Annotated in this window: 10 protein-coding genes; 7 read left to right on the forward strand and 3 right to left on the reverse strand. The window is 73.1% G+C overall.

Annotation, left to right across the window (positions count from 1 at the left end; translation table 11 throughout):
• The first annotated feature begins 5 nt into the window (after positions 1–5).
• From BAY60_RS14050 to BAY60_RS14080, 7 genes are all read left to right on the forward strand, one after another.
• Positions 6–1,088: a zinc-dependent alcohol dehydrogenase family protein gene (locus BAY60_RS14050; protein ID WP_245992491.1), complete on the forward strand. Its 1,083-nt coding sequence runs from the start codon at positions 6–8 to the stop codon at positions 1,086–1,088.
• A complete protein-coding gene (locus BAY60_RS14055; protein WP_112281379.1) occupies positions 1,085–2,290 on the forward strand; it encodes a DUF4380 domain-containing protein in 1,206 nt (401 codons plus the stop codon). Before BAY60_RS14050 ends, BAY60_RS14055 begins: the two co-directional genes overlap by 4 nt.
• Positions 2,287–3,042, forward strand: coding sequence for an SDR family NAD(P)-dependent oxidoreductase (locus BAY60_RS14060; RefSeq protein WP_112281380.1), 756 nt, complete (start codon positions 2,287–2,289; stop codon positions 3,040–3,042). Before BAY60_RS14055 ends, BAY60_RS14060 begins: the two co-directional genes overlap by 4 nt.
• Positions 3,043–3,079: 37 nt before the next feature.
• A complete protein-coding gene (locus BAY60_RS14065; protein WP_112281381.1) occupies positions 3,080–3,805 on the forward strand; it encodes a FadR/GntR family transcriptional regulator in 726 nt (241 codons plus the stop codon).
• A complete protein-coding gene (gene dgoD / locus BAY60_RS14070; RefSeq protein ID WP_112281382.1) occupies positions 3,802–4,947 on the forward strand; it encodes a galactonate dehydratase in 1,146 nt (381 codons plus the stop codon). Before BAY60_RS14065 ends, dgoD begins: the two co-directional genes overlap by 4 nt.
• Positions 4,948–4,962: 15 nt before the next feature.
• On the forward strand, positions 4,963–5,832 hold the full coding sequence (locus tag BAY60_RS14075) for an SMP-30/gluconolactonase/LRE family protein (RefSeq protein WP_112281383.1): 870 nt from the start codon (positions 4,963–4,965) through the stop codon (positions 5,830–5,832).
• An 88-nt stretch (positions 5,833–5,920) separates the two neighbouring features.
• Positions 5,921–6,370 (forward strand): DUF6010 family protein, encoded by a 450-nt coding sequence (locus BAY60_RS14080; RefSeq protein WP_112281384.1) that lies wholly within the window; start codon positions 5,921–5,923, stop codon positions 6,368–6,370.
• Positions 6,371–6,392: 22 nt separating this feature from the next.
• Here the strand turns inward: BAY60_RS14080 and BAY60_RS14085 are convergent, their stop codons facing one another.
• The 3 genes from BAY60_RS14085 to BAY60_RS14095 form a co-directional block, all read right to left on the reverse strand.
• Complete coding sequence (locus BAY60_RS14085) at positions 6,393–7,718, reverse strand: cellulose binding domain-containing protein (protein ID WP_112281385.1); 1,326 nt, start codon at positions 7,716–7,718, stop codon at positions 6,393–6,395.
• 320 nt (positions 7,719–8,038) lie between these two features.
• Positions 8,039–9,025, reverse strand: coding sequence for an RNA polymerase sigma factor (locus BAY60_RS14090; RefSeq protein WP_112281386.1), 987 nt, complete (start codon positions 9,023–9,025; stop codon positions 8,039–8,041).
• A 102-nt stretch (positions 9,026–9,127) separates the two neighbouring features.
• Positions 9,128–11,959: an ATP-binding protein gene (locus BAY60_RS14095; RefSeq protein ID WP_281272736.1), complete on the reverse strand. Its 2,832-nt coding sequence runs from the start codon at positions 11,957–11,959 to the stop codon at positions 9,128–9,130.
• Between the last annotated feature and the right edge of the window lie 110 nt (positions 11,960–12,069).

The following is a 12,069-nucleotide window of genomic DNA, read 5'->3' on the forward strand; positions in this document are numbered from 1 at the left end:
ACGGGTTGAGTGGCGAGATGATGCGGGGGGTGTACCTGCCCGGCGACTCGACCGCGGTGCTGCGCGAGCTACCGATACCGGCGCCCGGCGCGGGCCAGGTGCTCATCGAGGTCGGCGCCTCCGGCATCTGCGGATCCGACATCGGCTACATCTACCACGAGCACAAGGGGCATCGTGGTGTCGAAGGACCCGCCTACCGGGGTGTGGTGGCCGGCCACGAGCCGGCAGGCCGGATCGTCGCGGCAGGACCGGGCTGTCGTCGATTCGGCATCGGCGACCGGGTGATCGTCTACCACATCGCCGGGTGCGGGCTGTGCGACAACTGCCGTCGCGGCTACTTCATCAGTTGTGGCGCCGCACAGCGGCAGGCCTACGGCTGGCAGCGCGACGGCGGGCACGCGAACTACCTGCTCGCCGAGGAATCCACCTGCGTCGCTCTCCCCGATGAACTGTCCTTTGTAGATGGTGCACTCATCGCCTGTGGGTTCGGCACCGCCTACGAGGGCCTGCGCCGGATCGCGGTCAGCGGTGACGGCGACCTGCTCGTGGTCGGTCTCGGCCCGGTCGGGCTCGCGGCGGGAATGATCGGAAAGGGGATGGGCGCCCGCAGGGTGGTGGGTGTCGAGCCGTCCGCGCAGCGCCGGGAGTGGGCAGCCGGGCTGGGCGTCTTCGACGCGACCCTCGAACCCGGTCCGGACGCGGAGTCCACCGCCAAGCTGGCCGCCGACGCGCTGCGTGCGCCGGGGGCCGCCACGACGATCGACTGCTCCGGTTCGCGGGCGGGACGCGCCACCGCCATCGCGGGTGCCGCGGAGTGGGGCCGGGTCTCGCTCGTCGGCGAGGGTGGCACGCTGGAGACCGAGGTCTCGGATGCTCTGCTGCACAAACAGCTCACCCTCTACGCGTCCTGGGTCACGTCGCTGACCGCGATGGCCGAGCTTGCCACAAACCTCGCGCGCTGGGGCCTGCGCCCGGAGAGCGTGGTCAGTGACCGGTTCGCGCTGGCAGAGGCTGACAAGGCGTACGCACTGGCGGCGGGTGCGAGCGACGGCAAGGTCGTGCTGGTGCCGGGGGAGCCGGGACCATGACCCCGGCGGCGCGGATCGAGCGCACCGGAGGGGACGTGCTGTGGCTGGACAACGGTGTGCTGCGGCTCGGTCTCGTGCCCGCCCTCGGCGGCAGGCTGCTGTCCCTGCGCCGAGTGTCCGGAGGCGACGCCCGGGAGCTTCTGTGGCGCAACGACAGGCTGCTCACCGCGGAGCTGACGCCCCGGCCCGGTCACGAGCCACGGCCCCACGCGGGAAGCCTCGGCGACTGGGCCAACTACGGCGGCGACAAGACCTGGCCCGCGCCGCAGGGCTGGGACAGCGATGCCCAGTGGGCAGGCCCGCCCGATCCGGTGCTCGACTCCGGTCCCTACACCGCCGAGCCGGAGCAGACGCCTGATCTGGCCGCCGTGACGCTCACCAGCGGAGCCGACCCGCGCACCGGGTTGCGGCTCTCCCGGCGGTTCGAGCTGCGGCCCGGCCAATGCGGTTACCGGCTGCGCCTGACCGCCGTCAACACGAGTGAGCGGACCGTGCGCTGGGCCCTGTGGAACGTGACCCAGCTCGCCGCCGACGGTCCGGGCGGCACCTACCTCGCGAGTCCGCCGTCGGTGAACCCGCTGCTGTCCGGCACCGGGTTCCCGCGGTGGTGTGAACTCGACGGCGACCGGGTGTACGTCCCCCACCAGGATGTCGTCGGCAAGCTCGGCTTTCCCGCCGCAACGGGTTGGCTGGCCCACGTCGGCGACGGCACGACGCTGACCCAGCGCTTCCCCGTCGAGGCCGGGGCGGAGTACCCCGACGCCGGGTCGCGCGCCGAGGTCTGGCTGGAGCATCCGCTGCCGACGCCGCTCGCCGCGCTCGGCGATCTCGACCCACCCGCGCGCATCGTCGAGTGTGAGGTGCTCGGCCGGCTGACGACGCTGGCGCCGGGACAACGCACCACCCTGAGCCTCGACTGTGCCGTCACACCAGGGGAGGGGCCCGTCCACGACGTCACGCCGTGCGGGCACTGGGCCCGACCACCCCGGATCGACGCGTCCAGGCTGACGGGCGAGTTCGTCGCGTACCGCGATGGCACGCTCGCCACGTGCGGGACCACCGTCGAGGCGCGTGCGGGCAGGCCTGTGTCGCTGGATCTGCCGGTGTCCGGCTCCGCGGATCCGGTGCTGGAACTCCTCGACGACACGGGGGAGCGACATCGGGCCGGCGTTGCCCGCCGCCGGCTGGAGGTGGAGCGATGAACGGCAGGCTCGCAGGGAAGGTCGCGCTGGTCACCGGCGCCGCGCAGGGCATCGGTGCGGCGACGGCACGCCGGCTGGCCACGGAAGGTGCCGCCGTCGCGGTGTTCGACATCGCCGCGGGTGCGCACGCGGTAGCCGAACAGATCACCGCCGAGGGCGGCAGCGCCGTCGCGGTGCGCGGCGACGTCGGCTCGGAGCCGGACTGGGCCGAGGTGCTGCGACGCTGCCGTGCCGAGCTGGGACCGGTGGACGTGCTGGTGAGCAACGCCTACACCGTGGACGTGCTGCCCGCGCACGAGACGAGCCTGGAGTCGTGGCAGCGGCAGCTGTCGGTGAACCTCACCGGAACCTTTCTCGGTTTCCGCGCCTGCCTACCGGATCTGTCCCGCGACGGCACGGGTTCGGTGGTGCTCACCTCGTCCGTACACGCGCTCTTCGGGCTGCCCGGCAGGCCGGCCTACGCCGCGAGCAAGGCCGGCCTGACCGGACTGGCCCGTCAGCTCGCTGTGGAGTACGGCACGAGATTACGGGTCAACGCCGTACTGCCAGGGCCCGTGCTCACGGCGGCGTGGGACGGCATCGGCGAGGCCGACCGCCGGCGCAGTGCCGAGGAGACGGCCGTGAAAAGGTTGGGCCGGCCCGACGAGGTCGCGGCGGCCATCGCGTTCCTGGCCGGCCCCGACGCCTCGTTCATCACCGGTGCCGCGCTCACCGTCGATGGTGGCTGGAGTGTCTGCAAGATGTCCTCGTGACGACGAGGACATCAGGGGAGCGAGGGAGGACCCGGCTATGAGCGCCTACAGCGGCCGAGGTGTGCACGGGCAGACCGTGGCCACGCTGGGCGCGCGCATCGTGTCCGGCGAGATCGCGCAGGGCGACGTGATCGATCTTGTCGCACTCGGGCGCGACCTGGACGTGAGCATGACGGCCCTGCGCGAGGCGATGAAGGTGCTGGCGGCCAAGGGGCTCGTCGAGGCGAGGCAGAAGCGCGGCACCTACGTGCGTGCCCGCGAGCACTGGAACCTGCTCGACAGCGACGTGATCCGGTGGCGCAGCGAGGCGGGGGACACCGCGGCCGTGTTGCGCGACCTCGCGGAGGTGCGCTCGGTGGTCGAACCGGCCGCGGCGTCGATGGCCGCGCTGCGCAGGGACGACGCCGATCTCGCCGAGCTGGACGCGGCACTGGCGGACATGGCCGGGGCCGTGGGCGCTGGGGCACAGGCCGAGGTGGCGGCCGACCTGCGCTGGCACCGCGCGCTCCTGCGCGCCACGCACAACGAGATGCTCGCCAGGATGGACGTGTTCATCGAGCCCGCCCTGCGGTTGCGGGACGCGCTCGTGCACGAGGCCAGTGCGGACGACCCGGTGCCCAGCCACGCCGCCGTACTGGAGGCCGTCCGCGATGGCGATCCGCGGGCGGCGGCCGCCGCCGTTGCCTCCTTGCTCGACAAGGCGGCCCATGACGTGGCCGATGTCATCGGCACCGACGAAGAGAAAGCGACACACACCGAGTGAAGATCACCTCCGTTGACACGTTCCTGGTGCCGCCGCGATGGCTGTTCTGCCGGGTGGAGACCGACGAGGGCATCGTCGGCTGGGGAGAGCCGGTGGTGGAGGGCAGGGCGGACACTGTCCGGGCCGCGGTCGACGAGCTGTCGGATCTGCTGCTGGGGCGGGATCCACGCCGGGTCGAAGATCTATGGCAGGTCCTCACCAAGGCGGCCTTTTACCGGGGCGGACCGGTGCTGTCCAGCGCCGTTGCCGGTCTGGACCAGGCGCTGTGGGACATTCTCGGCAAGGCCCTCGACGTTCCGGTGCATCAGCTGCTCGGCGGCGCCGTGCGGGACGAGGTGCGGGTATACGGCTGGATCGGTGGTGACGAGCCCTCGGCGGTCGCCGACGCCGCCGCGGAGCAGGTCGAGTCCGGGCTGACAGCGGTGAAGATGAACGCGGCCGGGCAGCTGGGTCGCATGCCGACGCGTGCCGAGGTCGACGGCATCGTGTCCCGGCTTGCCGCCGTGCGGGAGGCCATCGGTGACACCCGGGACGTGGCGGTGGACTTCCACGGCCGCTTCGGTGTCGCCGCGGCGCGCAGGGTGCTGCCCGAGCTGGCGCCGCTGCACCCGCTGTTCGCCGAGGAGCCGGTGCTGCCGGAGTTCCCGCATCGCCTCGGTGACGTCGTGTCGGCGAGCCCGGTGCCGATCGCGTGTGGCGAACGGCTCTATTCGCGGACCGACTTCCTGCCGGCGTTGCAGGCGGGAGTTTCGGTCGTGCAACCGGACCTCTCGCACGCGGGAGGCATCTCCGAGGTGCGCAGGATCGCCGCGCTCGCCGAGACGTTCGACGCGCTGCTTGCGCCCCACTGCCCACTCGGGCCGGTGGCACTGGCGGCCAGTCTCCAGGTGGCCTTCGCGACACCGAACTTCCTCATCCAGGAGCAGAGCATCGGCATCCACTACAACGTCGGCGCGGAGCTGCTCGACTACGTACTCGATCGCTCGCCGTTCGCCTTTCCGCGTGGCGTCATCGAACTCTGGCAGGCGCCCGGTCTCGGTGTGACGATCGACGAGACGGCCGTGCGCAAGGCGGCGCGCGAACCGCACCGCTGGCGGCCTCCGCTGTGGCGGCACGCCGACGGCTCGTTCGCGGAGTGGTGAGCAGGAGGGGATGGAGTGACCACGGATGCGGACCCGGTCTGGAGTGCCTGGCCGGGAGAGCGGTTCGAGCTGGGCGAGGGCCTGCGGTACTGGCAGCACCGGCTCCTCTTCGTCGACATCCTCAGTGGACGGTTGTTCGAGCTGCCGGACGACGCCGACCACGCTCCCCGGATGGTGGCCGAGTTGCCCGAGCCGCTCGGCGCGGTCGCGCCGCTGGCCGGCGGCGGCTGGATCGCGGCGGCAGGCACTGGCGTCGGTGTGCTCGGCGACGACGGCCGGCTGCGGTGGATCGCGAGGCCGGAGGAGGGCGCCGCGTTCCGGATGCGGATGAACGACGCGGTGGCCGATCCGCACGGGCGGTTCTGGGCGGGGTCGATGGCTTATGACGGAGCCCCGGGCGCGGGCTCGCTGTATCGCCTCGATGCGGACGGGAGCCTGCACAGGGCGCTGGAGGGGCTCACCGTCCCCAACGGGCCCGCGTTCTCCGCGGACGGCGCGACGATGTATCTCGCCGACAGTGCCCGCGGGGTGATCCACCGCTATGCCGTGGACGAGGACACGGGCGAGCTCGGCGGGCCCACCGAGTTCGCCACGCTGAGCAGTGGAAGCCCGGACGGGATGACCGTTGATGCCGAGGGCTTCCTGTGGTCGGCCGTGTGGGGCGCCGGAAGGGTGTGCCGGTTCGCGCCCGACGGAACGCTGGACCGGGTGGTCCCGGTGCCGGCCGTCCAGCCGACCAGCGTCTGCCTGACCGGTGACCGGCTGGTGGTCACCTCGGCCAGGATCGGCCTGGACGATCCCGGCGACAGCGACGGTGCGGTGCTGAGCACGCCACTGGACCAGCTCGGCGTGCCCGCCTGCGTGGCCACCGTCGCCGGTGGGTGACGCCGGTCCTCGCTCCATGGCGAGAATCCGTGGAGAACTGGCGAGCGAGCTACTACTCGACGTAGTGGCGGCGCTCTAGGGTCGGTCCATGATCGTTCTCGCGCTGCTCATCGGTGCCGCGTACGTCGCGGCGAACTCGTTGCTCCCCGAGCGGCATCGCCGCCGCGTCAACGCGGTCGTGGTCGCCGGCGCCGGCGCCGCCTACCTCAGCGGCGGTGGCCTCGGGCCCTGGGAGTTCGCCTTCACCGCCGTGCTGACCTACGTCGCGTACCGCGGGCTCGACTCCTGGACCTACATCGGCATCGCCTGGCTGCTGCACACCGCGTGGGACGTCGTCCATCACCTCAACGGCAACCCGATCGTCCCGTTCGCCGAGCACTCGTCGCTCGGCTGCGCGATCTGCGACCCGGTGATCGCCATCTGGTGCTTCGCCGGCGGTCCGTCGGTGCGCGCGATGCCGGCGTCGCTGCGTGGCCTCGTCAGCGGCCGCGCACACCGTGGGAGGCGCCGACCGGAGGACTCCCCGGCCGGCGCCTGACTTCGGCGTGGGACGGGAGTGGTCAGAACCCGGCCGTGATCCGGGTGAACTCCCAGTCGGGCTGGGCGATGCCGCTGCAGTGCGCCGCGACACCGCCACCGGCGCAGCCGCGGTCGCGGTTGACCGACCAGAAGGCGAGCCTGCCGATGCCGTGCGAGCTCGCCCAGTCGCGGATGCGCGTCCAGGTGGACACGTCGGTGACCTCTCGCTGGTCGGAAAGGCCGTTCATGCCGGAGATGCCGACGTGCGCGTACGCGGTGCTCTCGGACCAGCCGAACGTGGCCGCCAGCTTGGCCTTGAGGCCCTCGGCCGCGCTCACCGTGCTCGCGTACATGTCGCTGCCGCCGAAGTTGAACGGCATGATCGTGAAGACGTCGATGCCCGCGTCGAGGGCGTGTGCCCGTTCGATCAGCCGGTTGCCCCACCAGTTGGGACCGGTCGTCGTGGTGCCGAACGTGATGATCGTTTCGATGCCGGGGTTGTCCCGCTCGACGATCTTCAGCGCGTTGAGAATGCGGTCCTGGACGACCTCGTTCTCGAACTCGTCGGTGTTCTCGATGTCGATGTCGATGGCCTTGAGGTCGTAGGCGTCGATGACCTGCTGGTAGGCAGCGGCCAGCGCCTCGGCGGTGGCGCAGTTGGGGCCGAGCTTGTTGCCGCTCCAGCCGCCGAAGGACGGCACGATGTCGCCGCCTGCCGCACGGATCTGCGCGATGGCCTGCGCGTCGACACCGCCGAGCAGCGGGCGGGTGCCGTCCCAGGCGGGGTTGCAGCCGCCGCTGGAGAGCACGAACGCCATCGTGAACCAGCGGACGCCGGTGGCGTTCATGACCGTCGCAGGCGACGGGGGATTGCCCCAGCCGAGATAGAGGTAGGGCGCGCCCCGCCCGTCGACGGGCGTTCCCGGGTCACCGGGATCGCCGGGGTCACCCGGCTCCCCGGAGCCGCCGTCGCACGGGTTGCCGTTGAGCGTGCAGTTCTGGATTCCGGTGAGCCCGCCAGGGCTGCCGTTGAAACCGAATGACGCGCTGGCACCGGGCGCGAGTGACGATGCCCAGCCGGGGTTACGGAACACGTAGTGCCGGCCGTCGCCGCTGCGCTGGGCGTCCCAGGAGCTGGTGATGGAGTGCCCGGCGGGCAGGTCGAACTCGACCGCCCAGTCGGACAACGTGCTGGTGCCACCGTTGGTGACGGTGACCTTGCCTTCGAAGCCGGTGCCCCAGTCGGACACGACGGTGAACGTGGCGGTGGGGGCCGCCGCGGCGGAGGCCGGGGCCACGGCGAGGCCGAGTGTGGCCGCCAGGAGTGCGAACAGCAGGGGCAGGAAGCGGTGTCGGCGTCTGGACATCGGCGTCCTCGCAGGGGTCGCAGGGGAGGGTCCGGTCGCGTCGATTATGGTCTAGACCACAAGAGCAGCACAAGGTCTGGACCACTCCCAGGTGTGGCGGCGCTAGCGGTCCCGTCTGCGCCGTATCACCCGGCGCAGCCACCGCGGCACGGGCCGCGATCAAGCCCACCTGTCCGCCCTCGGCGCGGTCACCGTCACGGCTGGTGGGCCGGCGCCGGGCGCCGGCCCACCAGCTGGCGGCCGAGCGGGGGGTCTCGGCGCCGCCGCCAGCGTGCGCCCGCGGCGGCGGGGTGACCAGAGTCGTTCGCCCCTGTGCCGGTTCAGCGCGGGTGGGGGCGCACCTCGTCGAGCCGCCTGGCGAGGAATGCGCGCTCCACCTCGTTGCCCGTCATCGCCAGCGCCTCCTCGTACGCCGTGGCCGCCTCGTCCCTGCGGCCGAGCCTGCGCAGGAAGTCGGCGCGAGCCGCGCTGAGATAGGGATACGTCGCCAGCGCGGGAGCGTCGAGCAGCGGCGCGAGGGCGGCAAGACCCGCCTGAGGGCCGTCCCGGAAGCCGATGGCGACCGCGCGGTTGAGCTCCACCACCGGCGACGGCGACAGGCCGTGCAGCACGTCGTAGAGCGCCGCGATCTCGGCCCAGTCGGTGTCCTCCCAGCTGGCCGCCTCGGCGTGCACGGCGGCGATCCCGGCCTGCACGGCGTAGCCCGTCGGGTTCTGCCGCAGCGACTCGGCCAGCAGCGCCATGCCTTCCGCGATCCGCCTGCCGTCCCATCGTGACCGGTCCTGCTCGGCCAGCGACACCACCTCGCCGGTTGGCGACAGCCGCGCCTCGCGGCGGGCATCGGTCAGCAGCATCAGCGCCAGCAGGCCGGTCACCTCGCCTTGGCGGGGCAGCAGCCGGTGCAGCAGGCGGGTCAGGTCGATGGCGCTGTCCACCAGATCCTCGCGGATCAGGGTGTCCCCGGCGGGTGCGACGTGGCCGGTGGTGAACACGTGGTGCAGGACCTCCGTGGCCGCGCCGACGTGTTCCGGGAGTTCGGCCTCCGGCGGCATGGGCAGCGGCATCGCGGCGGTGCCGGTCCACCGCGTCGCGTCGGCGATCCGCGCGGCCAGGACCGGCTCGGGCACCAGCAGCACGTGCGCCACCTCCGGCGTGGAAAGGCCGCACAGCAACCGCAGCGTCAGCGCCACCCTGGCGTCACGCGTGAGCGCCGGATGGCAGCACGTGAGGAGCAGGCGCAACCGCTCGCCGTCGTCGGTCGGGGGCTCGGTGGGCAGGCCGGGGCCGGCCTCGGAGTCGTCGGTCATGGCCGGGTCCCTTCGATGGTCGTGCGCGGACGGCCTCGAGCGACGGCCCGCCTACAGATACGACGAACACGGAGGCGCCGAATCGACGCGGCCGGCCTGTGTTCAGTCGGCGTCGCGGTCGCGGACGGCCCACGCCGCGATCTGCGCGCGGGTGGTGAACCCCAGCTTGGTGAGGATGTGCTGCACGTGGTTTTCCGCCGTGCGTTCGGAGATGTGCACGGCGGCCCCGATCTGCCGGTTGGTGAGCCCGTCGGCGACGAGCGCCGCGATCTGCCGTTCCCTGCGGGTGAGCGGACCGGGGACGTCGCCGGCCAGCGTCCGGGTCAGCTGCTCGGCGCGGCCCAGCAGCGGGGCCATCCCCAGCTGCCGTGCGGTCGCGGCGGCCTGCCGCGCCAGCGCCGCGGCCTCGTCCCGGTCGCCGGGGCGGCGCCGCCGGGCGAGCGCCCTCGCGAGATCGAACCGGGCGATGGCGGCGAACGGCGGCGCGCCCACGCGGTCGTTGACCTCGATCGCCTTCCGCAGGTGCCGCACCGCGTCGTCGGCCCGGCCCAGCGCCGAGGCCGCGACGCCGAGCGCGCCGTGCGCGGACCCCGTCGGGGCGATCACCCCCGCGCCGCCGCAGCAGAACAGGTCGGCGTAGGGCGCGAGCGCGTCGTAGGCGGCCTCCAGCATGGCGCGGTCGCCGAAGGCGTCGGCGAGCTCGATCGACCCGGCCACGGCCGACATGAGGAGGAAACCGGGCAACCTGTCGACGTCGGGGGCCAGGGCGTACTCGCGTCGCGCGTCGTCCTCGCGCCCGGCATACCAGTGCACCAGCGCCAGCATGCCGTGCAGCGTCGGAACGTGCTCCCAGCCGCTGAGCGGGTGAGCCTGCTCGTCGTCGGCGAACCCGGTCAGCATGCCCAGCACCGCAAGCGCTCCCTGGGACGGCAGCAGCCCGCCGAGGTGACCGCCGCGCCGGGCGAGCGCGAGCGCGTGGTCGATGTGTGACCGCGCGGTGTCGAGCCGGCCGCGGGCCAGGGCGAGCGCTCCCTGGGTGCAGGCCAGGTGCCACGCCGCCAGCGGGAGCCGCAGCCGCCGCACGACCGAGGCCAGCGGGCCGAGCTCGCGTTCGGCGCCGTCCAGGTCACCCAGCTGCATCAGCGCGTCGAACCGCCACAGCCGGCCCCACATCTCAGCCATGTCGTCGTTGTCGGCGGCCCCCTGCGTGACGAAGCGGTCGCCGAGCGCGAGCCGCTCGCGGACGCCGTCCGGGCCGCAGCAGGCGATCTGGCGCGCGTTGAGCGCGCTGCGCAGCGCGACGCGGTCGCCGAGGCGTTCGGCCATGGCCAGTGCGGCCCTGGACAGGCCCTCCGATCGTTCGGAAGCGCCGGGCAGCACGTACGCCGACATCAGGATGTCCACCGACAGCTGAGCCAGCAGCCGGGCGCGCAGGCTCGAGTCCTCCTCCGGCAACAGCGCAAGGGCCTCCTCGCACAGCACGCGTTCCTCGGGGACCCAGGTCAGGTCGTTCATGCCCTCCAGCACGAGCACCGCACGCGCCAGCAACGGGCCGTCCCCGAGACCGCGGGCAAGGCCGACCGCCTCCAGCACGGCGTCGCGGGCGTGACTCATCTGATAGGCGTGCAGGTGCGCGGCGGCACGGGCGATGTGCAGTTCGCAGCGCTGGGCCGGGTCGCCGGTCACCGCCGCCGCCCGGCCGAACATCCCGGCCGCCTCCTCCCAGGCGCACTGGGCCGACGCCGCGCGCCCCGCGCGCTCCGCCCACGCCGCCGCCTGCCCGGCGTCGCCGAGCGGCAGCGACTCCAGCCAGTGGTGCGCCAGCTCGGCGGCGCGCGCCTCGGCGTCCGGCTGCCGCTGCAGGTACTCCGCCAGCCTGCGGTGCGCGTCCAGCCGGACCGCGCGGGCCACGTCGGCCCTGGCCGCCTCCCGCACCAGGTCGTGCGCGAACTCCGTGCCGTCGGCCCGCAGCACGCCCACGGCCGCCGCGTCGTCCAGTGCGGCGAGCACACCAGCGTGGTCCATGTCCGCGACGTGCGCGAGCCCCGCCACGTCGGCGGCCGAGCCGAGGACCGCGGCGGCATCCACCACCGGCCGCGTACCCGCGCCGAGTCGCGCGAGCCGCGCGCGCACCGCGTCCCGGACACCGTCCGGCAGCGCCAGGGCCGGGTCCTGCCCTCCGCCCTCCCCGCGCAGCACACCGGCCAGCTCGCCGACGAAGAACGGGTTGCCCTGGCTGCGCCTGCTCACCGTGGCCACCACGTCCCCGGGCAGGGGCGCTCCCGTCGCCGCGGCAAGCTGCGCGGCCACTTGCGTCTCGGTCAGGCCGACCAGCCGCAGGCGGGTGACCGGCGACTCGCGTGCCAGCTCGCCGAGTGCCTGCTTCACCGCCTGCCGGTGCCCGATCTCGGTGTCGCGATAGGTGACGACCATCGCGATCCTGGCGGTGTCGATCGCGCGGACCAGATGCACCAGCAGCCGCAGCGACGACGCGTCCGCCCACTGTAGGTCGTCCAGCACCACGAGCAGCCCCGTGCCGGCGGCGGTGGTCGTCAGGTGCACGGTGACCGCCTCGAACAACAGGAACCGTTCCTGCGCCTTGATCTCGGCAGGCAGATGCTCCGTCGGCGGAGGCTGCGGCCACGGATCGGCGGAGCCCGCCGCCAGCGCACGGACGATCAGCCGGAACGGCCAGAACGGCGGGCTGCCGTCGTCGTCGACGGCGCGTCCCCACGCGCAGGCCATGCCGAGGGAGCCGGCCATCCGGGCGGCCTCCTCGGCGAGCCGGGTCTTGCCGATGCCCGGCTCGCCCGCCACCAGGACCACCTGACCGTGCCCGGCATGGGCGGCGTCCAGCCGGGCGCGGAGCAGGTCACATTCCTGCTCGCGCCCGACGAGGGTGGTGGCGTCGTGCCGCGTCGGAGGCCGCCTCAGGGCCGTCGGCGGCGCCCCATGCGCCGCCGTTCCCGATCACTCTATTCCGGAATGCGGGTTTTGTGACCTCCACGCGACTGGGCTCGCCGTTCTCGGGAACGGGCGCCCGG

It is taken from the genome of Prauserella muralis, assembly GCF_003202285.1.
GTDB lineage: Bacteria > Actinomycetota > Actinomycetes > Mycobacteriales > Pseudonocardiaceae > Prauserella_B > Prauserella_B muralis.

Coding starts and splice junctions, on each gene's coding strand:
- BAY60_RS14055 (WP_112281379.1), top strand. CDS start 1,085: ATGACCCCGGCGGCGCGGATCGAGCGCACCGGAGGGGACGTGCTGTGG.
- BAY60_RS14060 (WP_112281380.1), top strand. CDS start 2,287: ATGAACGGCAGGCTCGCAGGGAAGGTCGCGCTGGTCACCGGCGCCGCG.
- BAY60_RS14065 (WP_112281381.1), top strand. CDS start 3,080: ATGAGCGCCTACAGCGGCCGAGGTGTGCACGGGCAGACCGTGGCCACG.
- BAY60_RS14080 (WP_112281384.1), top strand. CDS start 5,921: ATGATCGTTCTCGCGCTGCTCATCGGTGCCGCGTACGTCGCGGCGAAC.
- BAY60_RS14085 (WP_112281385.1), bottom strand. CDS start 7,718: ATGTCCAGACGCCGACACCGCTTCCTGCCCCTGCTGTTCGCACTCCTG.
- BAY60_RS14090 (WP_112281386.1), bottom strand. CDS start 9,025: ATGACCGACGACTCCGAGGCCGGCCCCGGCCTGCCCACCGAGCCCCCG.